Annotated in this window: 22 protein-coding genes; 2 read left to right on the plus strand and 20 right to left on the minus strand. The window is 43.6% G+C overall.

All coding sequences use genetic code 11. The features are described from left to right. Positions 1-14: 14 nt before the first annotated feature. The 11 genes from yabN to nadB form a co-directional block, all read right to left on the minus strand. Positions 15-1,460 carry a bifunctional methyltransferase/pyrophosphohydrolase YabN gene (yabN, locus tag BLR82_RS19880; RefSeq protein WP_074601180.1) on the minus strand — a complete coding sequence of 482 codons (1,446 nt, stop codon included), beginning with the start codon at positions 1,458-1,460 and terminating at the stop codon, positions 15-17. Next, positions 1,444-3,054, minus strand: coding sequence for a putative polysaccharide biosynthesis protein (locus BLR82_RS19885; RefSeq protein ID WP_074601181.1), 1,611 nt, complete (start codon positions 3,052-3,054; stop codon positions 1,444-1,446). Before BLR82_RS19885 ends, yabN begins: the two co-directional genes overlap by 17 nt. A 210-nt stretch (positions 3,055-3,264) precedes the next feature. After that, entirely contained in the window at positions 3,265-5,307 is a 2,043-nt protein-coding gene (gene ptsG, locus BLR82_RS19890; RefSeq protein WP_074601182.1) for a glucose-specific PTS transporter subunit IIBC, read from the minus strand. 180 nt (positions 5,308-5,487) lie between these two features. Further along, positions 5,488-6,327: a glucose PTS transporter transcription antiterminator GlcT gene (glcT, locus tag BLR82_RS19895; protein ID WP_074601183.1), complete on the minus strand. Its 840-nt coding sequence runs from the start codon at positions 6,325-6,327 to the stop codon at positions 5,488-5,490. Between the two features lie 190 nt (positions 6,328-6,517). After that, complete coding sequence (gene spoVT / locus BLR82_RS19900; RefSeq protein ID WP_074601184.1) at positions 6,518-7,051, minus strand: stage V sporulation protein T; 534 nt, start codon at positions 7,049-7,051, stop codon at positions 6,518-6,520. 159 nt (positions 7,052-7,210) lie between these two features. Then, the gene (gene mfd / locus BLR82_RS19905) at positions 7,211-10,735 is read right to left on the minus strand and encodes a transcription-repair coupling factor (RefSeq protein WP_074601185.1); all 3,525 of its coding nucleotides are present in this window, start codon (positions 10,733-10,735) and stop codon (positions 7,211-7,213) included. A gap of 184 nt (positions 10,736-10,919) precedes the next feature. Continuing rightward, positions 10,920-11,150, minus strand: a complete 231-nt coding sequence (fin, locus tag BLR82_RS19910; protein ID WP_074601186.1) for an anti-sigma-F factor Fin — start codon at positions 11,148-11,150, stop codon at positions 10,920-10,922. Between the two features lie 93 nt (positions 11,151-11,243). Continuing rightward, on the minus strand, positions 11,244-11,804 hold the full coding sequence (gene pth / locus BLR82_RS19915; protein WP_074601212.1) for an aminoacyl-tRNA hydrolase: 561 nt from the start codon (positions 11,802-11,804) through the stop codon (positions 11,244-11,246). A 199-nt stretch (positions 11,805-12,003) separates the two neighbouring features. After that, positions 12,004-13,101 carry a quinolinate synthase NadA gene (nadA, locus tag BLR82_RS19920; RefSeq protein WP_074601213.1) on the minus strand — a complete coding sequence of 366 codons (1,098 nt, stop codon included), beginning with the start codon at positions 13,099-13,101 and terminating at the stop codon, positions 12,004-12,006. After that, a complete protein-coding gene (nadC, locus tag BLR82_RS19925; RefSeq protein ID WP_083334963.1) occupies positions 13,052-13,963 on the minus strand; it encodes a carboxylating nicotinate-nucleotide diphosphorylase in 912 nt (303 codons plus the stop codon). The genes nadA and nadC overlap by 50 nt, the downstream gene beginning before the upstream one ends. A 14-nt stretch (positions 13,964-13,977) precedes the next feature. Beyond that, a complete protein-coding gene (gene nadB, locus BLR82_RS19930) occupies positions 13,978-15,507 on the minus strand; it encodes an L-aspartate oxidase (RefSeq protein WP_074601187.1) in 1,530 nt (509 codons plus the stop codon). 551 nt (positions 15,508-16,058) lie between these two features. On the opposite strand from nadB, the gene BLR82_RS19935 reads away from it, so the two are divergent. Next, entirely contained in the window at positions 16,059-17,198 is a 1,140-nt protein-coding gene (locus tag BLR82_RS19935) for an IscS subfamily cysteine desulfurase (protein ID WP_074601188.1), read from the plus strand. A gap of 37 nt (positions 17,199-17,235) precedes the next feature. After that, the gene (locus BLR82_RS19940) at positions 17,236-17,775 is read left to right on the plus strand and encodes a transcription repressor NadR (protein WP_074601189.1); all 540 of its coding nucleotides are present in this window, start codon (positions 17,236-17,238) and stop codon (positions 17,773-17,775) included. Between the two features lie 50 nt (positions 17,776-17,825). On the opposite strand, the gene BLR82_RS19945 is transcribed toward BLR82_RS19940, so the two are convergent. The 9 genes from BLR82_RS19945 to yabG all read right to left on the minus strand — a co-directional run bounded on the left by BLR82_RS19945 (position 17,826) and on the right by yabG (position 25,448). Next, complete coding sequence (locus tag BLR82_RS19945; protein ID WP_074601190.1) at positions 17,826-18,458, minus strand: 50S ribosomal protein L25/general stress protein Ctc; 633 nt, start codon at positions 18,456-18,458, stop codon at positions 17,826-17,828. A 205-nt stretch (positions 18,459-18,663) separates the two neighbouring features. After that, on the minus strand, positions 18,664-19,617 hold the full coding sequence (locus BLR82_RS19950) for a ribose-phosphate diphosphokinase (protein WP_026568980.1): 954 nt from the start codon (positions 19,615-19,617) through the stop codon (positions 18,664-18,666). Between the two features lie 15 nt (positions 19,618-19,632). Then, positions 19,633-21,012: a bifunctional UDP-N-acetylglucosamine diphosphorylase/glucosamine-1-phosphate N-acetyltransferase GlmU gene (glmU, locus tag BLR82_RS19955; protein WP_074601191.1), complete on the minus strand. Its 1,380-nt coding sequence runs from the start codon at positions 21,010-21,012 to the stop codon at positions 19,633-19,635. Between the two features lie 347 nt (positions 21,013-21,359). Then, on the minus strand, positions 21,360-21,650 hold the full coding sequence (gene spoVG, locus BLR82_RS19960) for a septation regulator SpoVG (RefSeq protein ID WP_026568978.1): 291 nt from the start codon (positions 21,648-21,650) through the stop codon (positions 21,360-21,362). A 149-nt stretch (positions 21,651-21,799) separates the two neighbouring features. Then, positions 21,800-22,618, minus strand: a complete 819-nt coding sequence (purR, locus tag BLR82_RS19965; RefSeq protein WP_074601192.1) for a pur operon repressor — start codon at positions 22,616-22,618, stop codon at positions 21,800-21,802. A gap of 54 nt (positions 22,619-22,672) precedes the next feature. After that, positions 22,673-23,542 (minus strand): 4-(cytidine 5'-diphospho)-2-C-methyl-D-erythritol kinase, encoded by an 870-nt coding sequence (gene ispE, locus BLR82_RS19970; RefSeq protein WP_074601193.1) that lies wholly within the window; start codon positions 23,540-23,542, stop codon positions 22,673-22,675. Positions 23,543-23,661: 119 nt separating this feature from the next. Next, positions 23,662-23,841: a small, acid-soluble spore protein, alpha/beta type gene (locus tag BLR82_RS19975; RefSeq protein ID WP_074601194.1), complete on the minus strand. Its 180-nt coding sequence runs from the start codon at positions 23,839-23,841 to the stop codon at positions 23,662-23,664. Between the two features lie 260 nt (positions 23,842-24,101). After that, on the minus strand, positions 24,102-24,368 hold the full coding sequence (gene veg / locus BLR82_RS19980) for a biofilm formation stimulator Veg (protein WP_026568974.1): 267 nt from the start codon (positions 24,366-24,368) through the stop codon (positions 24,102-24,104). Between the two features lie 204 nt (positions 24,369-24,572). Continuing rightward, entirely contained in the window at positions 24,573-25,448 is an 876-nt protein-coding gene (gene yabG / locus BLR82_RS19985) for a sporulation peptidase YabG (protein WP_074601195.1), read from the minus strand. Positions 25,449-25,485: the final 37 nt, after the last annotated feature.

A 25,485-nucleotide genomic window follows, 5' to 3' on the forward strand; every position in this document is an offset into this window, starting at 1 on the left:
CCTTTTATATATTGTTATTCCATTTTCTTTGCTTCATTCCAATAATGATCTAGTTCCTCGAGAGTCATATCGGTCATATCCTTACCGCTTAAAGCTGTTTGTTCCTCTATATAGGCAAATCTTTTGCGAAACTTGGTATTCGTCCGGTTTAAAGAAAGTTCCGGGTTGATTTTATAATAGCGGGCCAGATTCACAATAGCAAATAAGAAATCTCCGAACTCCTTCTCGATTTCCTCGTGCTGTTTCTCCTTGATGGCCTCGCGCCATTCTTCGAGCTCTTCATGAAGCTTCTCCCAAATCGGCTCGGCATTTCCCCAATCGAATCCCACCTTTGCCGCTTTCTTTTGCAGTTCCTCGGCAGCAGTTAGCTGAGGTAACTCTAAAGGAACTCCACTTAACAAGGATGGCGCAGCCTGTTTCTCTTCCGCTTTGATTTTCTGCCAGTTATCCATCACTTCTTCCGCTGTATCGGCAGTAGTCTCTCCGAATACATGAGGATGGCGGCGAATCATTTTATTGGTCAATGTACTAATTACGTCATCAATGGTGAAAAATCCTTCATCTTCGCCAATTTGACTGTGCAGCATCACTTGCAGCAGGACATCCCCGATCTCCTCGACCATTGCCTCATCATCTTCGGCATTTACCGCTTCAATGAACTCATAGGCCTCTTCCAATAAGTACTGTCGTAAGGATTCATGGGTTTGTTTCTTATCCCACGGGCATCCATTTGGTCCCCTTAGTTGCGCAATCACTTCTCTTAATCGGGAAAAGTGATGGTTTAATTCTGTATCCGCTACTGGAGCTACATAAACACTGGTCAGGTTGCTCAAACGGGCTGACTGATCCAGTTCTACCAACGGTATGGTCACCACTTTTTCCTGGCTGCTGCCGGCAGCCTCCACAATTGTAACAGGGTGCTCCGGAGAAAGATCCTCCAACAAGGTCAATTTTACTTCAGATGCAATAAACGCATCATACACCTGACAAAAAACCAGATGGTGACGATATTCCAGTTCATTACGCTTAAAGGAGGTTGCATCAACAAACTGAAACCCTTCAATGGGATCAATACGTAACGTAGTAAAAAGAGCATCCAAGTAACTTTGCCCTCCAGTGACATTGACATGGAGTTTATCATTTTCCAATAGTAATTGTACTGTCTTTTCCGCCAGCATCGGGTGCCCGGGAACCGCATAGATGACATCATGTTCAACGGCTGCATCAGCAAGAAGAGCTGCAATTTCCTCATACACGGAAGAAAATTCCTGATTTTTTTCGTATATTTCATCAAAAGAAGTAAATGTAATACCCTCTTGTTTCAAGTGCTCGATCACCGGGTGATCAAGCGTCCGAACATAGATTTGCTCCTTGTGGCCTATCAGTTTACGATAGATCCCCAAAGGGAGCTGATTAATATCACCTGCCCCCAAACCAATGATTTCAACGTTGTTTGCCATGTTTAGTTCCTCCTTTAGTTAAGCCGATTAAATACCTGCCAAATGGCAATGCTTCCAGTTCTTTTTCGTTAAATGCATGCAGCCTGATCAGCAAAATGATATAGATAGCGGCGCCCCCTAAGCAGGCTATAAGTGTGTATGCTACATAATCGATTCGTGGACCCCCAGCGATCAAATTACCCAGGCTTCTGTCCAACCCATAAAGAAATAAAACCATTCCGGCAAGCGAGAGGACAAGTGCACTCCACCTGAAGTGCATTAGACGTACATCCGGAAGTCTACGCTTTAACCGGAACAAATTCAGAAGCAGGATGATGCTTACCGCCAATACGGTTGCAACGGCACTTCCACCAATCCCCCACGCCGGCACCAGCAGTTCATTCAACAACCATTTGCAAGCTACACCGAGCAAGACAATACCGGCTGTTAGTCGGATATCACCCAGTCCCTGCAGGATAGAGGACAGCGTCAGGGCGAGCGAAGTAAATAAGATGGACAGTGCTAAGATTTGCAGACTGCCTGTCCCGGCAGTATCTTCAAACAAAAGAATATTCGCATAAGGAAATATCGTAACCAGTCCTGCGGCCGCTCCAGCTGCTATGAATACACTGAAATTCCAGGCACTTTTGACGTGATCGGATAATTCACCAGGCCGTTCTCGGAGTTGTTTTTTTGTTACCGTGGGTACTAGTGCCAGTGCCAGCGACGAACCCAGCACTGTTCCCAGTTGAACTAACGGCTGCCCCCTGTCAAAAACACCTTTCCATTCCATCGCCTGCTGACGCGTCATCCCATATTCAAGTAAATTCGGAACAAGGGTGAAAGCATCAGCGAACTGGATTAACAAAAACATCATATAGTTTAAACAGATAAACATGCCATAGAGGAGAATCGTCCGTATATATTTCCGCCACGGAACGGAAAAATAGGACTGTGGTATTTGCCAAGGGCGTTGTCGGATGAATAGAACAGACAATACCAGAACAGCTGCACAGGCACCCATCAATGAACCAGCAGCTGTTCCGGAACCAATAGCGTACAAATTACGTCCTTGATTTACCAGGATGAATGCAACTACTAAAATGACAGCTACCCTTACTACCTGTTCTACAACCTGAGAGACAGCTGTTGGCTTCATATCATTCAGCCCTTGGAACACCCCTCTGCCAATAGAGGAGAACGGTACAACTAAAAACGGAAGGGCGGCGACCCGCAACGGTTCTGTTAACTGGCTGTCCCCCATCGCCATTGCGATTTGAGGGGCTAATGCAAACAGCGCTCCAAACAGCAGCAGGTTGATGGTGACTAACAAAACCATGACCGGACCATAAAAAGAACGGAAGGAAAGCGGGAAACCACGCTCTCGTTCTTCCGCCACCAACTTGGAAATTGCCGCTGGAAAACCATACAAAGACAACATTAAAGCCATTCCTAAAAAAGGATAAATTTGCTGATAAATATAGAAACCGACATCCCCGGTTATGTTTTGTAAGGGGATACGGTAACCGGCACTCAATATTTTACTGATCAATCCCGCAGCAGTGAGCAGGAGAGCTCCTTTGAACATTTGCTTAGTAGGTTGTATTTCTTCCATTATTTCGTCCTTTGTATCATATAGTATGGCGCTTGCCCATATTAGAAATTCTTCTGCTATTATAGCACAGCGGTATCCTTTCCCATATCCATGGAGATGGAAATTACCATATCTCCCTTATGTCCTATGAAGAAATTCTGTCGCAGAAACTATAAGTGGAAAAGAAAGGCCCCACCCCGGTTACCGTGGTGGAGCCTTTCTTTCTATTCCTTATTGAATCCTCACGATATCTTTATCTTTTGCGCTCACTTGACCAGAAGCCTTCAAGGTAACTTCCTGGCCTTCTTCCAAATTCGTAAATACGACTGGCGTAATGGTGGATTCTGCATGTTCTGCAATATAGTCCAAATCGACTTCCATCAACGGCTGACCTTGTTCAACAAAGTCGCCTTCTTCAACTTTGGCATCAAATCCTTCTCCTTTTAGCTTTACAGTATCTATCCCGATATGGATCAGGATTTCTGTTCCATTATCGGCCTGCAAGCCAATCGCATGTTTGGTTGGGAAGACATTTAGTATTTTCCCGTTCACCGGTGATACAATGGTACCCTGATCAGGCTTGATAGCAAAACCATCGCCCATCATTTTCCCCGAGAATACTTGATCAGGTACATCCGTAATGGAAAGAATTTCTCCGCTCAACGGGCTGGCAAATTCAAGATTGCTCAAATCGACAGGTGCCTCTTCGGCATCTTTTGCTTTATCGATGATTTGTGAAACATCTTCTTTTGATCTCGGTGTTTTACCGTCTATAATATCCTGCATCTGACCGCGCAAACTGTCGGAAACGGGTCCGAAGATGGCTTGAATATTATTACCTACTTCCATCACGCCAGAGGCGCCTAACTTCTTCAACCTGTTTTTATCCACTTCATTTTTATCATCAACACTGACGCGCAAACGGGTAATACAAGCATCCAGGTGGGTAATGTTTTCTTTACCACCCATCGCAGAAAGAATTTCATACGGCAGGTCTCCGATTTCTTCTCCATCGTCCTCGTCAGCCGCCTCATCTTCACGTCCTGGTGTTGCCAGGTTGAATTTAAGGATGGCCCAGCGGAATCCAAAGTAATAGATGACCGCAAGAACCAGACCGACGATGATAACCCACCACCATGGGGTTTTATTTTGCATGACCCCGAATAAGATGAAGTCGATCAATCCACCGGAAAAGGTCATTCCAATTTTCACATTCAGTAGTTGCATCGTCATGAACGATAGTCCGGCAAATATTGTATGGATGCCGAATAATACTGGTGCTACGAACAAGAAAGAGAACTCTAAAGGTTCTGTAATACCTGTAAGGAAAGACGTCAAAGCCGCAGATCCCATAATACCGGCTACTACCTTCTTACGCTCCGGCTTAGCAGTATGATAAATCGCCAGGGCAGCTGCCGGAAGTCCGAACATCATGAACGGGAATTTACCAACCATAAATGTTCCTGCTGTAAATTCGTCGACACCGTCTTTTAACTGCTCGAAGAATATAGTCTGGTCACCACGGACAATTTCACCGGCTGCATTGGTATAAGAACCGAATTCGAACCAGAATGGCGAGTAGAATATATGGTGCAGACCGAATGGAATTAATGCCCTTTCAATTACACCAAACACGAATGCAGACAACGTTCTGTTTGTTTCCAGCATAAAGTGTGACAATGCATTAAGTCCGCTTTGGGCATATGGCCATATGAATAACATGATAATTCCTAGAATCAAAGCTGAAAAAGCGGTAATAATCGGTACAAATCGCTTCCCGGCAAAGAAGCCCAAAAACTGGGGAAGCTGAATATCGAAAAATTTCCTATACATATAGGAGGCTAATAAACCTACTATTATCCCGCCAAACACACCGGTCTGGAGAGTCGGCGTACCGAGCACCATGGCATACGCAGGATTATCCTCTGCCATCTTCTGTGTTATATCTCCAAAGACCCCCATGGTGACATTCATGATTAAGTAACCAATGATTGCCGCTAGTCCGGCAACTCCGTCACCACCGGCAAGTCCGATGGCTACACCAACCGCAAACAGTAACGGGAGGTTGTCAAAAACGACACCACCTGCTTCAGCCATTACGGCCAAAATTTCCTGAACCCACGGCGTGCCGAAGAAAGGAACCTTATCTACAAAAGTATCCTGGGCAAAGCTTGTACCAAAGGCAAGCAAAATACCTGCCGCTGGAAGCAATGCTACCGGCAGCATTAGTGCTTTACCGACTTTTTGCAACGTGCCAAAAGCATTTTTGAACATAATAATACCCTCCTAAGTATTTTGATTTTTGCTAACCAATCTATCCTAAAACGTTTTCAAGAAGAAAAATAAAAAAGGCATGAGTATTCAAGATTCAGGTTAAAAGGATATACTTATCCCTTAAGATAACCTGAAAATCTCTTCATACTCATGCCTGATCGAATCAGTTACACGTAATGATTAGGATTTATTGGTTAAGCGCTGTAAATGAATCGTTAAATAAAGCACTTCCGATTCATCCACGGATCGATGTAATTGTTTTTGCATGACTTTGACTAACTTCCAAGCAAGATTATAGCATACAGGGTATTCATTTTTCAACATGTCTGCCAACTTCTTTTCTCTTCCCAAGGCCTCTCCCTTATGGACACGGTCAATGGCCCGGTGAAGATGTTGAATCAGACGGAAGTAATTGACGTCCTGCTTTTCAAGCTTTATTACCAAATTGTCTTCGATCAATTCAATCATGGTGGTGATCAACTGGTGATATTGATTAATATCCCGCAATGACTTATCCGTCACAGCACTATGGATATGCAAAGCGACAAAACCTATTTCCCCTTCCGGAAAATCGACGTTTGTCTGCCTCTTCAATTTCTCCACTACTTCCACTGCTACCTGATACTCTTTTGGATAGAGGGCCTCGATTTCAAATAAAAATGGATTAGAAAAGTTCATATCTTTTTTTGCCCGGTTGACTGCAAAAGCAATATGGTCTGTTAGCGCTACGTGAATATGTTCATTAAGTTGTTTCCCCATTCTTTCTTCAATAAACAACATGACATCATTCATAAAATCCAGTAACGCTTTATCAATATAAGGGAGCAGATTAACGTATTGTTCCTTTTCCTTTTCATCCTTCAATAAGAAGGTTTTATCCGCCTTATCAACCGAAATACGATCCCCTGGTTTCCGATTGAAACCGATTCCTTTTCCGATCAATACAACCTCTTTGTAGGTTTCGTGTTCTGCGATCACCACATTATTATTCAAGACTTTATCGATCATTAACTGCTCCATACTTTTCTCTCCCTGTTTTCCTGAAACTCCCTTAATCTTTGTCTATCGTAATGCTATGTAAATCTTTTTACAAGTGTATTTATTTATACACATCCTTACCAGGTTCATTTTCCCTCAAAAAAAGGACTGGCACAAGGAATACCCCCTTATGCCAGTCCACCTTACACACAATACCCTATGAGCAATTCCGCTATTCCATTTGCCTTGCCAGAAATCCGGCAGCAGTTTCTATAGCTTTTTGTTCTACAGGGCCTAAATCATCTTTTGTTTTCGACATGACCATGACACATCCAATTGGATCGCCATTTGCGATTATCGGACTTAGTACATAGGAAGCGATATTTTCCTCTCTTCCCTCTACGAGTTCGACAGACGCATCTTTTTCTGTAACCAGGTTACGCTCATCCATTGCCTTCTCCATTTGCGAACCGATATTTTTACTTAAATACTCTTTTTTGGACTCACCGGCAACGGCTATGAATTCATCACGATCACATATAAGTACGGGAGATCCTAGAGAATCAAACAGAGCATCCGCATATTCTTTTGCAAAGTCACCCAACTCGCTGATTGGGGAATACTTTTTAAGAATAACCTCTCCATCCCGGTCAACAAATATCTCTAACGGATCCCCTTCTCGAATTCTTAACGTTCTTCTAATTTCTTTTGGAATCACTACTCTGCCTAAATCATCAATTCGACGCACAATTCCTGTTGCTTTCATCTGCTGTGTAGCCTCACTTTCTTTGATGATCTTTCTGGTTTTCTTTCCACCATCGGTAACATTAAGCAGAAATAACCAGTTGTGGCTTTAGTATGATTCACCAGTCAATAACTATACATAAATTATCTACATTTTGCCTTTAAACAGCGTTTCTTCCGTTCATTCTCTTTTTGTGTTTTTCAGGCCGCTGATTAGTTCTTGGACGATTTCGTAGCGTCGGTGTTTGGTTTCTCGATCCCATTGTACTACTATCTTCAGGTTACGGTTTTCCGTACCGAGTTGGACCATCCGGCCATAGTTGTTGGCAAATTCAAATAGCTTTGCTCCATCAATCTGCTGGCTGGTGTCTTCCTCTACCAACAATTCGATTTTGCTTTTCTTTTCACTGACTGATTGAACGCGCTGCTGCTTGGCACTGCTTTTTATCGATGCAACGTGAAAAAGATTGGAAACCTCTTCGGGATAGTCACCAAACCGATCTATCAGTTCTTCTCGCAAGTCAAAAATAGCTTCCTGGGAATCAATGGCTTGGAATCGTTTATACATATCGATTTTTTGTTTCTCATCATCAATATAGCTGTCAGGAATATAAGCGTCCAAGTCCAAATCCAGTTCCACTTCAAACGGCTTTGCTTCTTCCACAGTTTTCCCTGCTTTTCTGGCATCGACTGCTTCTTTCAGCATCTGGGAATACATGTCGAACCCAACTGAATCGATGAAACCATGCTGTTGAGCACCAAGCAGATTTCCTGCTCCGCGAATTGATAAATCGCGCATGGCAATCTTGAATCCGGAACCTAGTTCTGTAAATTCTTTGATCGCCTGCAGTCTTTTTTCGGCCACTTCTGTCAATACCTTATCCTGTTGGTAGGTAAAGTAAGAATAGGCTACCCGATTGGACCTACCTACTCTTCCACGAAGCTGATAAAGCTGACTAAGTCCCATTTTGTCCGCATCATTTACAATCAGTGTATTTACATTAGGAATATCTACGCCTGTCTCGATAATTGTCGTACTGACGAGGACATCTGATTCTCCTTCCAGGAAGGAAAACATGACATTTTCCAATTCCGCTTCATTCATTTGACCATGCGCAAATGCAACCCGGGCATCATCTACCAGGGCTGAGATCTCTTCCGCCATTCGTTCAATATTATCGACACGATTGTATAAGAAGAACACTTGTCCACCGCGAGACATTTCCCTTTCAATCGCTTCCCTGATAAAGACAGGATTATACTCCATTACGTAGGTTTGTATTGGAAAACGATTCTCTGGCGGCGTCTCGATTACCGATAAATCCCGCACCCCAAGCATCGACATATGAAGCGTCCGCGGAATAGGGGTTGCCGTAAGCGTCAGGACATCGACGTTGGTTTTCAACCGTTTGATCTTTTCCTTATGCTTTACGCCGAATCGTTGTTCTTCGTCGACGATCAGCAAACCGATACTTTTATACTCCACATCCTTGGAAAGCAATCGATGGGTGCCGATGACAATATCGACTAACCCTTTTTTCAATCCATCTAAAGTTTCCTTCTGCTGTTTCCTCGTTCTGAATCTGCTCAACAGTCCGATGTTGACAGCATGTCCTTGAAAACGCTCTCTGATTGTTTCATAATGCTGCTGTGCAAGAATAGTCGTTGGTACAAGAATGGCTACCTGTTTTCCATCGGCAATTGCCTTAAACGCCGCTCTTATAGCAACTTCGGTTTTCCCATAACCCACATCTCCACAAAGCAAACGATCCATTGGTCGCGGTCGTTCCATGTCTTTTTTGATTTCTTCAATACAACGGAGCTGATCCTCTGTTTCCTGATAGGGAAAGGCATCCTCAAATTCCCGCTGCATTAGGGAATCTTCAGAGAAAGCATAGCCCTTGGTTGCCTCTCTTTCGGCGTAGAGCTTTATTAAATCGTCGGCGATGTCTTCGACGGAGGACTGGACTTTGCTTTTTACTTTTTTCCATTCACTTCCACCAAGTTTGTACAGCTTCGGTTCTTTGCCTTCCGAACCAACGTATTTTTGAACCAGATCGATTTGATCGATCGGGACGAAAAGCTTGTCATCTCCCATATACTTAAGCAGCATAAAGTCTTTATGAAGCCCGTTTACTTCAAGCGTTTCAATACCCAGGTACCGGCCAATCCCATGATTGGCATGGACGACGTAGTCTCCCACCTTCAGTTCCTGATAGTTTTTAATACGCTCGGCATTGGATATCTTCTGCCTTCTTTTCGGTCTGCTGGTTCGCTTCTTGAATAATTCACTCTCTGTCAAAATAGCCACTTTATGCATCGGCAATTCAAATCCGCTGCTTATATTATCGACCATGATCAGCGGCTTGGACTGTGGTAACTGGATGTCTCCGGATACTCGGACAGCCTCCATGTCATAATCGAAAAGAACCGCCTCGATTTTTTCTGCGCGCTGTTCATTTGGAGCAAAGATGATGACGGAAAAGTCATTATTTTGCCAGCGGGTAAATTCATTTTTCAATAAGTTCATTTGACCATGGAACTGCTGCATGGCACGACAGGATACGTTCACCAGATTTTGCGGATTGGTATTAGGAATGTGACGCAGAAATACAGACATATAAAGGCGAGGTTGTTTCATTTTCGCCCAGGTATCGTGCCAATCAAAGGAAATTGACAGGTTATGCACCATTTGACGGTGTTCCAACAAGCTCTGATGCCATTCAGCTTCCTCTTCATCCAGCCGGTTGGCCGTCTCTTGGATTCTGCTCATTTCATCTAAAATAATCAATCCATTCTCTGGGAGATAATCTAATAAACTACCAGGCTCCTGATAAAAATAACCAATATATTTATACATTTCTTGAAATCGTTCCTGCTGCCTTAACCGATCCAAATCATGATTAACCGCTTCCGCTAATTTTTCCTTGTCCTCTGCTTTTTTTAGCTTTTTCAACGATATAGACAGTTCCTCTTCAAGCTTGTCTGCTCCTGTAGCGATATCTTCCGGTCGCAACAGCATCTCTGTAGCAGGTCCTACGACCACTTGCTCAGCTTTTTCCAACGACCGCTGGGTCTCTGCGTCAAAAAAGCGGATGGAATCGACTTCCTCATCGAATAATTCCACACGGATGGGGTTTGCCTCTGTAATTGGATAGATATCAATAATTCCGCCACGCAAACTGAACTCTCCTGGAGTGGAGACCATATCGACACGTTCATATCCCATTTCGACCAGGGAAGTCAAATAGTTCTCGATATCAATTTCTGTTTCTAGCTGAAAATGCAACTGGTAGTCTTTCCAGTATGATGCCGGAGGCAAAATCCGTTTTAAGGCGGCTACCGGTGCAATTAAAATACCAGACTCCCGGTTCATCCACTGGTTCAATGCTTCAATTCGCTGACTCTTCAATTCAGGGCTGGCAATAGCAATCTCCGAAGCAATCAATTCATTGACCGGATAAAGATGGACAGACTCCCGGTCTGACATTTCCAGCAAATCCTCATAAAGCTGTTGAGCCTGCATCAATTGGTGCGTCACTAGTAGAATCGGCTTTTTGGCAGCTTCATTGATCAATGAGGCCAGCATACCTCTTGCCGATCCTGTCAATCCGGAAACGAGCTGCTCCTTAAGCCCCGCCTCGACACCGGACAATACGGACTTTATATCATCTTGTGTCTTTAAATATTGTTTTAATCCTTCCATGGTGCCTCCCCCTACTTTTCATTACCCAGTTAAGAAAATTTTACGGATAAGTACAAAAATGCCTTGGCGAAAACCAAAGCTTATTACTTTTAACCAATATGACATATTTTTTATTAAGTGAACAGCTTCCCCTCTGATAATACGAGGGGAAACCTGTACCATTTATATAAAACCAACAAACTCATTACTGCAAAAAATGATCCAATTCATGATAATGAGGATGCTGCTCCAAGGATGCCTGGCAATTTTCACATATCGTTTGGATATGGACATCTCCATTAGCCTGATATTGAATCATTTCCCTCTTCTCATCCTGACTAAGCGTGTGAAAACCTAATTGCTGCTCATCAAGCACTTGCTGATTCAGCTTGCCAACTTCATTTCCGCAATGCTTGCACTGATAAACAAGCGACATACGAAAAACCTCCTCTGGAAAAAAGTGTTGTGCGTACACTTTCAGTTTTTCCGTAGGGAAGGTTTCTATACCTATGTTAATTCAGTCTATGAATTAGCGATTAAATTCATTCATTACTTCCAAGAAAGGCTTATCCAGCCAAGCTTCACAAGCATCTGCTGCTTTTTCCACCACTTTATCCATTGTTTGTTGCTCCTGTTTGCTGAATGTTCCAAGCACATAGTCCGGAACCGGCATCGGGGTGGAAGGACGCCCGATCCCTACGCGAATTCGCTTGAATTCCTTCGTCCCTAAATGATCGATAATAGAACGGATGCCATTATGCCCCCCATGGCCGCCTTTTTCACGCAGACGGATTTTTCCCTGGGGTAAATCCAGTTCATCGTAAATAACCACTATATCGCTTATATCCAGTTCATAGTAATCAACAAGCGGCCTGATCGCCTCGCCGGATAAATTCATATAAGTCTGCGGCTCGAGCAGCACGACCTTCTCACCATTAATCGATTCCAGTGCATAAAGGCCATTGAACTTTTTCTTCTTTAACTTAATTTGATGCCTTCTGGCAAGTTCATCAATAATCATAAATCCTATATTGTGGCGTGTTTGCTCGAATTTTTTTCCTGGGTTTCCCAGTCCTACTATACATTTCATTGCATTCACGTCTTTCTATCCATGATTAACGTCGATACCTTCTTATTGTACTTAGTTTACCCACAAAAATAAAGCAATAAAGAAAAGTGCAGGTGTCTTGCTCCCTCCAGTTAAGCACGACATCCCAACAGATTTTTCTTTTATAAAAAATGGCGCCAAAAAGACCATCATCCTTTTGGCGCCTTATCAACAGCTCTCTTCATGCTCTAGCCAGCATTCGGTCTAAGGCAAGTTTCGCCCCATCTGCAATAGTGGCTTCTACTTTTATTTGATTCTCAATCGTTCCCTTCTCTAAGGATTCAAGCACCCACAAGAGGTGGGGAAGATCGATTCGATTCATTGTTAAACACGGACACATGTGAGGGTTCAAGGAAATAATCTCTTTATCAGGATGCTGTTGCATCAACCGTTTGACCAGGTTCATTTCCGTTCCGATTGCCCATTTACTACCTGCCGGTGCTTCGGAAATGGTATCAATGATATATTTAGTGGAACCTGCATAATCAGAACACTCGACGACCTCGCGACTGCATTCAGGATGGACGATTACCTTCATATCGGGTCGTGTTTCTCGTATATACTCTACGTTTGGAACCCGAAAGTTTTCATGAACGGAACAATGCCCCTTCCACAAGATAACTTGTATATTTTCGGCATCCCCTTCGTATTCTAATCGGTCTAGAATCGGATTCCATACAGCCATGTTTTCCAATGGAACACCCAGATCATATGCTGTATTCCTCCCCAAATGCTGATCAGGCAGAAACAGGATTCGTTCCTTTTGAGTAAAAGCCCACTCGAGCATATGTTTGGCATTGGAAGAGGTAACGGTAGCCCCTCCATTTTCGCCGACAAACGCTTTTATTGCGGCGGTTGAGTTAACGTAGGTCAAGGGAATTATGCTATCACCGAAAGTATCCTGCATGATCTTCCAGCCTCTTTCGGTTTGATGGATATCGGCCATATCGGCCATCGAACAACCCGCCCGCATATCTGGTAGAATTACTTGCTGATATTCCTCTGTGAGAATATCCGCTGTTTCCGCCATGAAGTGTACACCACAGAACACGATATATTCAGCCGAGTTTGCTGCAGACAACTGAGCAAGCTGTAAAGAATCACCGGTTGCATCTGCAAATTGCATTACTTCGTCCTTTTGATAATGATGACCAGGGATAAATAATCTAGCGCCAAACTTTTCCTTTATTTTTTTTACCCTTTCAACCATTTCTATCTCTGACAAGTCCTTATATATTTCGGGCAACACTTGCTTTTGGGTGTGCTGAAGTACATCCATCATTTTCATCGATGCTTCCCCCTATCGATTGATTTTTCACTATCATACTGATATCTAAAGCATGGATCGAATGGGTTAAATAACCGAGCGAAATGTAATCAACTCCTGTGTCCCGGTATGCAGCCAGCCGATCCTCCGTAATGCCGCCAGAGGCTTCAGTTACAATTCCTTTGGGCACGTACTGGACAAACGCTGCCACTTCCTCAGGAGAACGATTGTCAAACATAATCACATCCACTCCCGCTTCCACTGCCTCTATCACCTGTTCCTCGTTTTCTGTCTCTACTTCTAATTTCACCATGTGTCCTGAATGACTCCTAGCTGCCTGCACCGCCTTGGTAATCGATCCACAAAACGCAATGTGGTTATCTTTGATCATGATTCCGTCGTATAAACCAAACCGGTGATTTTTTCCTCCTCCACAGCTTACGGCATACTTCTCCAGCATCCGTAAGCCTGGAGTCGTTTTCCTAGTATCACAAATTTTTGTATGCCTGCTTCCTAATGCATCGACGCTTTGCCTTGTTTTCGTCGCAATACCACTCATTCGTTGCAACAAATTCAAAATGACTCTTTCTCCAGTGAGAAGATGACGAACAGGTCCCTCCACCTCGGCGATTTTCTCCCCGGGCAGAACAGATTGGCCATCTCGTTTCAGGAGTTTGACGCGGATTGATGGATCAAACAACCGGTATGCCTCTGCAATGATCGACAGGCCTGCCAGTATCCCCCGTTGCTTTGCAATAAATGTTCCCGTACCTGTTTGATGGATGGGAAAAATGGCAGTACTCGTCAAGTCCTGATCACCGATATCCTCCAAATAGAATTGCCGGAGCAGCTCCTGTAATTTAAGATTGTTCACGTTTTGGGTTCCTCCTATATCACCGCTGCTTGCTTTTGCAATTGGCGGGTTATCCTCTTGTTTTTCCATTCTGTGCTGGAAACGGGAAAATCGGTTCGGTAATGACCACCTCTGCTTTCCCTTCTGGCTAAGGCTGATGTTGTAATCAGCCAGGCTACAGTCAGCATATTCACCTTCTCTGCTGTCTCTCTGTTGTCAATCGTAATCGGTCCATGAGGGTCGAAGAATTCTTCCAGCCACTTTTTCAATTTTGTCAGCCCTTGCTGATTCCGCACTACTCCTGCGTACTCCGCCATCATCCAGCGGATAGCATCCTTCTCTGGAAGTGTACCTTTGAATGTTTGAGCATTAGAAAAGACAGGATGATTTACTAATAAAGACGGCGCTTTTGATAAAATATTTTCTGCTGTCAAATCCCCAAATACAATTCCCTCCAATAACGAATTACTGGCGATGCGGTTTGCTCCATGAACACCGGTCCAGGCTGCTTCTCCCACAGCATATAATCCTGGCAGCGATGTTTCCCCTCCTTTCCCTGTTTTGATTCCGCCCATTAAAAAATGGGAACCGGGAATGACAGGGAGTAAGGGGGACCCATTCAGGTCGTGTTCCTGACAAAGCCGGTGAATCGTTGGAAACCGTTTTGAGAAATTACTTACCGGCGAAATATCCAGAAAAACATCGATGCCTTGTTGTATTTGGTTATAAATCTCTCTGGCAACCACATCGCGCGGCGCTAAATCTCCCAGCGGATGGACATTATCCATAATCTTTCTACCGTGTTCATCTACCAAAAAGGCTCCTTCGCCTCTTACAGCTTCGGAAACAAGGCCGAGCACTTCTCCATGTTGATACAGCATCGTTGGATGGAACTGAATAAATTCCAGATCAACCAGTTCAACACCCGCGCGGTAAGCCATCGCGATTCCATCTCCTATCACTGAGGAATGGTTTGATGTAAATTTGTAGAGGCTGCCGACCCCTCCAGTCGCGATGACAGTATGTTCTGCAAAATGGTGACGAACCGATCCATTTTTATCGATTGACTTTATTCCTCGGCACCGTCCCCGCTCCGTAATCAAGTCTACAGCCATCTCTTGTTCAATAATCGTGACATTGTCTGAAATTTGATGGAGCAAAAATGTGGTCATCGCTTTTCCAGTTGCATCACCGCCAGCATGAAGGATGCGACGCCGGGAATGGGCTCCCTCTTTCCCTAAAGCGATACTGCCTCCTGTCTCCTGATCAAATTCCAGTCCCTCTTTCATCAGCTGCTTAATTTGAGCCGGGCCTTGCTGTACGAGTGTCCTAACTTGGTCGCTTAAATTATAATGACAACCTGCAGCCATTGTATCCTTGAAGTGACTAGACCAGTCATCATCCTTCCCAATTGCTGCCGCTACTCCGCCTTGGGCCATGTAGGAGTTACTTGAGGTCTTCGTGGATTTTGTGAAAATAATCACATTTTTATGCTTACTTAACTTCTTGGCAGCCACTAATGCTGACAAGCCGCCGCCGATGATTATTACATCCGTGCAAGGCATCGTCGCGCCTCCCCTATTTAAAGTCTTCCGATAACTGCTATGAAAAAATGTATATCTATGTGTCTTGACACCTATATTTACATATTATTTAATGAATGACAAGAGCTTTGTTTATCTTATTTAAAATAGTTTTCAAAAAAGATTATTGCTTTTGTATGAAAAAACAACAAGGTTGAGTGCTTAAATAGGGGGACAGAAGTGTGATACGCTAAATAAACCTTATGGAAATATTTAAGTGGATTTATAGTGAAAAACAGCAAGCGGACGCTCAGAGAAGGGGACATACGTAGACACTGGCCGCCCGCGGAAAGAGCGTAATATATTTCCGCAGCATTGTACTGACACTCTACTTGTATAAGCGGTGAATAAATTGCATTAGGGTCAAATCTCCTTGGCTCATCAGGGGGAGTACGGCAGTGTATGCCCTTGATACATGAGGAACGGAGCGTATGTTTTTTATACGTGAGTACCGGAAAAGGGAGCTAACGCAGAGATTCGACGCGTCATTTTTCCCGCATTTTAGAACTTCCTTAATAAGAAAGGAGAAAAAAATGATATACATGGACCACGCCGCCACCACCCCACCACGTGAAGAAGCGTTACAAATGTATGTAGAAGTATCAAAAAATATTTATGGCAATTCAAGCAGTTTACATGATATCGGCACACAAGCACACCAGTTGTTGGAAAGTTGCCGATACCAAATGGGAAGCCTTCTAAACGCCGATAAGGACGGCATCTATCTTACAAGTGGAGGAAGTGAATCGAATGTTCTCGCCCTCCAATCCTTGATAGAAGCAAATACCCATAAAGGAAATCACTTAATCACTACACGTATCGAGCATTCCTCCGTTCTGCATTTCTTTGCCCGAATGGAAACACTTGGCTATGAGGTGACCTATTTGCCAGTGGATGCAAATGGATTGATCAACTTGGAAGGGTTGAAAGAGGCAATCCGCGAAGAAACCATCTTAGCATCAATCCAGCATGGAAATGGGGAATTAGGTACAATTCAGGCAATTAGAGAAATTGGCGGAATGCTGCATTCAAAAGGTGTATTGTTCCATAGCGATTGTGTCCAAACTTTTTGCAAACAGCCCTTAGCTCTCGCAGATCTTCCAATCGATAGTATCTCTGTCTCGAGTCATAAGGTATATGGACCCAAGGGAGTTGGCGCCGTTTACATCAATCCGTCTGTACCCTATAAAGCTGTACTGCCAAACACCACGCATGAAAAGGGTTTTCGCCCTGGAACTGTCAATGTACCTGGTATTGCGGCCTTTGTTACGGCCGCAGAACTCCTTCATGAAGAAATGGCCGCCAATCAAGAGCGATATAAACAGCTTCGCTCCACGTTTATCGACTTACTTTCGGATATGTCCTTCAATGTAGTAATAGAAGGCAGAGCTGTGGAACATCTCCCCCATATTCTCGGAGTCCGATTCCCAGGAGTACAGGGACAGTACGTCATGCTGGAATGTAATCGGAACGGTCTGGCCATCTCCACTGGCTCTGCCTGCAGCAGTGGACAGCAAAACCCCTCAAAGACAATCAAAGCTATTGGCAGAACCGATGAACAAGCCTCGGAGTTTGTCCGTTTTTCATTTGGCCGGGAAACAACAGATGCAGAAATTACCGAGGCGGCAAGTATACTTAATACTTTACTGGCCAAGTTCTTTGTTACACAATAAGGACAGATTAGTAGCGTATCGAGAAGGAGTGTGTACGATGGGAAATAATCAAAAGCTGACAGGGGAAAAAAGACGGGTGACGATTTTGCAGTGGCTGAAAGACGCTCAAAAACCGATTACCGGTGGTGAACTCGCTGAAAAAACAAACGTCAGCAGACAAGTTATTGTCCAGGATATCTCCTTGTTAAAAGCAAAAAATGAGCCGATTATGGCAACAAGCCAAGGGTATTTATATATTCGCGAAACACCTGAAGAGTTCTTGCATAAACGGGTGATCGCCTGCACACATCGGCCGGAACAAACAAAAGAAGAGTTGTATCTGTTGGTAGACCATGGGGTGACGGTAAAAGATGTTCGTATAGAACATCCGGTCTACGGCGATTTGACTGCTTCCATTATGGTAAGCAGCCGACATGAAGTGAACCAATTCCTGGAGAAAATCCAATCAACAAACGCCGCCTATCTTTCTCAGCTTACAGATGGAACCCATCTGCATACGTTAGAAGCAGACACAGAGGAAAAATTGGATGCCGCTTGTACAGCACTGGAGAAAGCGGATATCCTTATTCATACTTGACTATGTCTACAGCAAAAAGGTACAGTCCAATGACTGTACCTTTCATTCTATTAGCTTTCTTCATTTTCATTTTTTTCTGCATCGACTAATTCCGGTTCTGTTTGTTCTTCATCGGACTCTTCCTCAACCGTACCGGAATCAGGAGTCAAAATCGAGACGATGGTGGTACCCTCATCCTCGGTGATTTCATAATCCCCGCTCTTGGATAAGTCTGCAACGGTAATGCTTTCGCCTACCTGCAGATTTGCGACATCTACAACTATTTCTTCCGGAATATTACCAGGTTTGGCGCGGATAGCCAAATTGTAAAGAGGTTGTTGCAACACTCCACCATCTTTAGAGCCTTGGGCCTCACCGTCCAAATGGATTGGTACTTCCACATCTATTTCCTGAGACATATTAACTGCATAGAAGTCCGCATGGATCAGCTCGTCCCTTAGTGGTTCGACTTGATAGTCATGCAGCATAACATCCACTGATTCACCGTCCACCGTTAAGGAAATAATTGCATTACGTCCTTCGTCACGGACCGTTTTAAGTAGTTCTATACTATTTACAGCCACAGTTTTTGGCTCTTTTCCTTTCCCATATACAACAGCAGGAACTAATCCTTGCTGTCTAATCAATCTTGTATGTGATTTTTTTAAATCTTCCCGTTTTTCTGCCTTAAGAGTTACTGCCAAGTTAATCACCCTCCATTGAAATTAAAAACAATCTAATTGTCATTATTTCCCGCTAACCGGCATACTTAAACATTATAAACATTGGGCAAACAAGTTGATTACTTCCTGGGGCTCTATTCTCGGCTGCTTGCTCTATGGAAGAAGACCGGTGTCCTCAATAATTTCTATTGCCTCATATACAGGCAGGACTAGTTAAGCAATACTATCAATCGAACAAGATGCTAACAGATTGTAGTTCATGTACGCGAATGATTGCTTCACTGATTAATGGAGCAACGGATAGCTGTGATATTTTTTCGATTTGTTTTTCTTCTTTTAGTGGTATGGTATTGGTTACAATTAGTTCTTTGATTTTCGATTGATCAATTCTTTCTATAGCGGGGCCAGAAAGAACTGGGTGTGTACAACAAGCATACACTTCTTTGGCACCATTTTCAATTAAAGCATTGGCGGCAAGCGTAATGGTCCCGGCTGTGTCGATAATGTCATCAATCAGAATGGCGGTCTTCCCTTCAATATTACCGACAATATTCATTACTTCTGACACATTTGGGCGAGGTCTGCGCTTATCGATGATGGCTATTGGCGCCTTCAAACGATCAGCCATTTGACGTGCTCTAGTTACCCCTCCGTGGTCTGGAGACACGATCACTAGATCATCCAAGTTCATTTCCTGGAAGTAATCGGACAGGATTGGCACACCAACCAGTTGATCGACCGGAATATTGAAAAACCCTTGGATTTGCGGAGCATGTAAATCTAACGTAATGACCCGGGAAGCGCCTGCAGTTTGCAATAAATCAGCAACGAGCTTGGCTGTGATCGGTTCCCTTGCCCGTGCTTTACGATCTTGTCTAGCATATCCATAGTATGGGATGACAATATTAATGGACTTCGCAGAAGCCCGTTTTAATGCATCGATCATAATCAACAATTCCATTAGGTGTTGGTTGACCGGTTCACTCGTTGATTGAACGACATAGACATCGCATCCGCGAATACTCTCCTCAATATTGATTTGCACCTCGCCATCACTAAAGGTCGAGACCGAACATTTACCTAATTCCGTTCCAATATGGGCAGCTATTTGTTCCGCCAGATGCGGATTGGAATTTAATGTGAATACCCGCAGTGATGAGTCTTTATATCCAGTTGCCATCTGATAAGCCCTCCATTAATCTTTTTTCGGTTTTTTTATTTTCTTGGCATAGTCTTCTTTATTTGTCTGTCTGGCCCGGGCGATAGAGAGTGCTTCTTCCGGAACATTTTGGTTAATAGTTGAACCGGCGGCAACATAAGCACCCTTGCCGACAGTAACCGGTGCAATCAGATTGGAATTACATCCGATAAACGCATCATCCTCTATTTTGGTCAAATGCTTGTTCTCCCCGTCATAATTGACTGTAATCGTACCGCAACCAATATTTACGCCCTTACCGATTTCTGCATCGCCTATATAGCTTAAATGGGAAACCTTGCTATTTTCTTCTACGGCCGCCTTTTTCACTTCAACAAAATTACCGATTTTCACCTGGTCACCGAGCGAACTTTGTGGACGAATATGGGCAAAGGGGCCAACTTGGACGCGTTCTCCGATTTCGCTGTCTTTTGCGACGCTTTGACGGATTACCGTTCCAACTCCTACCGTACAGTTTTCAATCTCGGAATTGGGTCCGATAACTGCATCGCTTTTGATTACTGTTTTTCCATTCAAGATGGTGCCAGGATAAATCACCACATCTTGTTCAATGACTACCTCTGGAGCAATATACGTGTTTTCCGGATCAGTAATGGTAACCCCATTTCTCATATGCTGCTCATTAATCCGTTTTTTCATCAGTTTCTCTGCCTGCGAGAGTGCCACTCTGTCATTTACGCCAAGCGTTTCATCAAAAGTACCGGTTTGAAATGCACCGACTTTCTCCCCACTCTTCTTCAAGATTTCCAGTACATCTGGCAAATAGTACTCACCTTGAGCATTCTCGTTCGATACCTGCTTTAAGGCGGTGAAAAGGGCCTGATTATCAAAGCAGTATGTACCGGTATTTATTTCACTGATTGCAAGCTCCTGTGCTGAAGCATCTTTATGCTCCACTACTTTTTCCACCGTGTTATTTTCATTACGAATCACACGTCCATATCCCGTTGGATCAGGGGCTTCTGCAGTTAAAATCGTGGCCTTCGCACCTTCGCTGTCATGATGGTTCATCAAAGCTTCCAATGTATGATTGGTCAGTAAGGGTGTGTCACCACTGACAACTATTGTGGTTCCTTCTTTGTCTTGAAGTAAATCCTCCGCTTGAAGAACTGCATGTCCGGTTCCCAATTGTTCTTCCTGGATAACAAACTCTACTGCCTCGCCAAGCTGTTCTTGTACTTTTTCAGCCCCGAATCCTACTACTGTTATTAGTTTTTCCAACTCGAGCTTATTTAATTGATCCACAACATGTTGTACCATCGGGCGTCCCATCACAGGATGCAATACTTTGTAAAGCTTCGACTTCATCCTTGTTCCTTGCCCAGCTGCCAGCACAACGGCATACCTTTTGGTCATGTAGAAACCTCCATTTTCATCCCTGTTTTTTATCTGCAGGTGCGAAAAAAAACGGCCGGAAATCCAGGAATATTCTTCCTGACGGCTATCGATTCGCTTCTCTTCTGATATAATTTATCCAGTTATGAATATATCTTAAAACACTAGGCATTTCAATAGAGAGCCCCTGCATTCAGGCTGTTGTATCCAAAGTCGGTCCTTGATCAGGAACATTCATTATTCTGCTTCAATCTGTTTAAGAAAAATTTCCCCGGTCTTTTCCAGGAAGAGCCTTTCTTAAACGATCGAAATCAAGCATAAAAAGAAGCCTAATCTAAGAAGATTAGACCCCCTGCTGCTTCCAAGCTTTAAGAAGCACCCGCTTCTTCATATTCTACTTCCACTTCTCCGGCACGGTGATACTCTTCTAATACAGCGTCTTGAATTTTACCTCTGGTATTAGAATTAATCGGATGCGCGATATCGCGAAATTCCCCATCAGGAGTACGTTTAGAAGGCATTGCTACGAATAACCCGTTGTTGCCGTCAATGACGCGAATGTCATGGACAACAAACTCCTGATCCAACGTAATAGAAGCAATTGCTCGCATTCTTCCCTCGGTATTAACGCGGCGTAATCTGACGTCTGTTACTTCCATTATGTTTCACCACCTTTTCCCTATAGAACTTATTACCATAAATTCAACAAAATAAGAAGAAATCCTGCCTGTTTTAAAAATTTTTTCAAAAAAGATGTTTATTTTGTGGAAAAGATAAAATAGGGAAAAAGGCGTAGTTGTGCTTCAGTTCATTCTTGAAGAAACAAGTTACCACGGTGGACCTCAATCTGTCTGTTTTTCACGTCGACATTGGTGATTTGGATTAGTGATGTATATTCTGTAATGACTCTTTCCTCATCCTCATCTTCCGCCTCGGCCAGAACACCGATTGCCGCGACTTCAGCCCGGAACTCCTCCATCAAGTCTTTCATCCCATTGACCGTTCCGCCGGCTTTCATAAAGTCATCGATAATACAAACTCTGGAACCCTCCTGAAGACTTCGCTTCGAAAGCACCATTGTTTGGATTTTCCTTGAAGAACCAGAAACGTAATTAATGCTCACGGTCGATCCTTCTGTCACCTTAGGATCACGGCGGACGATTACTACCGGAACATTCAAAAAGGAGGCAACTGCATAGGCAAGCGGAATTCCCTTGGTGGCCACAGTGACGACTACATCGATTTCTGCACTGGCGAATGCACTGGCAAACAACCTGCCAATGTTTCTTACCTTGGAAGGCTCTCCCAGGATATCACTCATGTATAAATACCCACCTGGAAGCAGTCGATTCGGATCTTCCAGCTCCTCACACAGTTCATCGACGAACCTTTCACTGTTTTCCTGGGAATATTCCGGGATGTATTTTACTCCTCCCGCTGCACCGGAAACGGATTCCAAATAACCAATTCCCAAGTTTTGAAGGTTCTGGTTTATAATTGCTAAATCCTCACTGATGGAAGATTTAGCAGAATCAAACTCCGCAGAAAAAAACGGGAGGGAGACAAGTTGGGACGGATGTTCCACCAAATAATTTGTCATTGCCACCAAACGGTCACTTCTTTTCATGTTTGCACCTCAAAAGCCGAATATTTTCATTAAATATAACACTTATGTACGTGTTCAATCAAGTAACTGGTGATAACCAAGCATCCTTACTACATAGACTTCGTCGCAAAAGCCTCTAAGACTGTTATAGATGCGATATGCACGTGATTCCTGATGGGCCAGGGAGAAGACAGTCGGACCACTTCCACTCATTAATACAGCATCTGCCCCTGCAAGTTCCATCTGTCGTTTAATTTGTCTTACCTCCGGATACATCGGCAATGTGACGGATTCAAGAACGTTCCCCACTTTCCCGCACATAGCCTCAAAATCCTCGGTCTGAAGCGCCCTGATCATTCCCTGTGTGTCTGGGTGTTCTACGCCATCCGGCGAGAAGTTTTGGTAAATGGTTTGAGTCGAAACACCGATCGCTGGTTTTGCCAATACGACCCAGCAGGACGGCGGTGCAGGCAGTTCTTCGATTAACTCCCCTCTCCCTTTAGCCAAAGCAGTTGTATTATAAACACAAAATGATACATCCGAACCTATCTTCGCTCCTAATTCCGCCATTTCCCTTACGGACATGCCTAGACGCCACAACCTGTTCAAGCCACGGATCACTGCTGCAGCATCACTGCTGCCTCCTGCCAGTCCAGCGGCAACCGGAATGTTCTTTTCGATAAAAATATTGATCCCTTTCTTTACATCGTATGTATCCTTCATCAATTTCGCTGCCCGATAAGCTAGATTCCGTTCATCATTCGGGACAAACTGGTTTTCTGAATCGATGATTATTTTATCGGATGGGAGTTCCGTCAGTCCTATCCGGTCTGCTAAATCGATCGTGGTCATCACCATTTCGATTTCATGGTAATTATCTGGCCGTTTATAAAGAACATCCAGGCTCAAGTTAATTTTCGCCGGTGCTTTTTCAAGTAATTGCATCGTACCACCTGCTTTTGTTGATATTTATTTTATAAATAGTATCATACCATAGTGCTTTATCACCAAGATACCGACGTCTAGTTAAGGTTTAGGATAAAAAGGGGACAAACCCCTTTGTTTCAGGATTTGTCCCTTTGAAGCTGCTGTTCGGCCATCTCAACTGCGCGCTTGACCATATTTCCGGCATCACGCGCCTTGATTCCTCCCCAGCCTTCTTGTTGCACTGTGTCGTAAAAACCTAATTCCTTTGCAATTTCCTCTTTCAATTGGTCTGACATGATTCCTCTACGCCTGCCCATGAAAGAACAGCCCCTTTCAAAGTAAGCATTTTTACGACATTTATATTGTAACCTTATAGCAACGGCCTACCCTGTTTTTTTGTACACAAAAATGGAAATTTTTTTAAAAGCGGTGTTTGCGGAGACACCGGAAACGTGGATTTTTCGCGGGCATTTGATGAGCCTCCCGCAACTGGAGAACCTTCCGAGATGATGCCGCATCAGGCTGTCTTTTGTATAGCAGCAGCAAAAGTTGACATAAAAAAGCAGTAAACGAATGTTTACTGCTCCCCAACAACCATTTTGCTCATATCATCGATGAAATTCAATTCTACAGTTTCCGTTAATACATCTGCGTAGCTGTAAGACACTCGCTCAAACGCATTCTCGTCCTGATCCAACTCGACAATAAACACCGAGGGATACGTTTCAGCCAGAGTACCAAACCGTTCAATGGTTTTTCTCCTTCCGCCATTTGCTTTCAGCTTCAGGCGTTTACCAATTTGCCCGTCTAAACCTTGTTTAATTTCCACCAATGTTTTAGCCAATGCACTCCACCTCACTGTTTTTACTATACCATAAGCTTGTTCTTAAGTCAAATAAAATCTTATATTATAACAGCATAATAAAATTACTGTCAACAAGAAAAATCGCTTTTTCCTTAATTACTTTTTATTTTATCTAGTTACCGATAAATTATGTAAATAAAAAACACTTCTTACCACAAATGTGTAGAAGTGTTTTTTACATGCTCAATACTCTTCTGTTTCCTCTTCCTTTAAGTAAGGCATACCTGTTCGTAACAATCCCCGGGTCTCCACTCCTCCGAGCCCCTTTGCGCCTGTCATGGTGTTTCGGAGGGCTTCCCAGACACTGACCTTTTCCATGAACGGTGTATAAGCAATTTTAGCAGCAATATAGACAGGATCAAGAGCATGGATATTGATTCGGGAAGGAGAGCTTGCAAAATTGGCTCCAGCTCTGATCAATGACTCAAAATGCGATTGGCACGCTCCGGCGAAAATAACCAGTTGGTCCAAATGGGGAACTACCTGTCTAGCTTCCCGCACCGTTTCCGCGAAAAACTTAGAATGCCGGTATGCGGAAATATCGCTTTTCATTCCTTTATTCCTTGAATAGGCATCATGTCCGGTAATAATGATGATATCCGGCTGAATTTTCCTTACCAGACCAGCGATTTCCAATGGCATGTCTTTTTCACTTAGATGGACACCGTGAACTTGAAGACCAATACGTTGGTACACATCAATGCATTTTTTCAAATAAAGACGGTCTCCGTCTAAATGCAAAACACGGGCAGGAATTTGAAAATAACTGGAATCCTGATGGTATCCCTCTGTCGATTCATATTCTCTCTTTTCTTTCATCAACTGATAGTCCTGACGAAATAATCGATAGGAATAATCCTCTTTTTCCTTTTCCTTTTTTCTATAGCGCTCCAGGTCTCTTTTTTCTACGATTTGCAAGTCCGCTGGATCGGCATCTGCCGCCAATCGTACATCCTCTCCATGAAGAAGGACATGATCCTCAGTAGTATGGATGACCCGAAACAGTATATCGTTATGATAGGAGTTACGAGTAACTAACTCTCCTATGGTAACATTCATGCTTTCACCTCATCATAGCCGTATAGGTAACCATTCG

Source organism: Sediminibacillus halophilus, assembly GCF_900103695.1.
Taxonomy (GTDB): Bacteria; Bacillota; Bacilli; order Bacillales; family Amphibacillaceae; genus Sediminibacillus; species Sediminibacillus halophilus.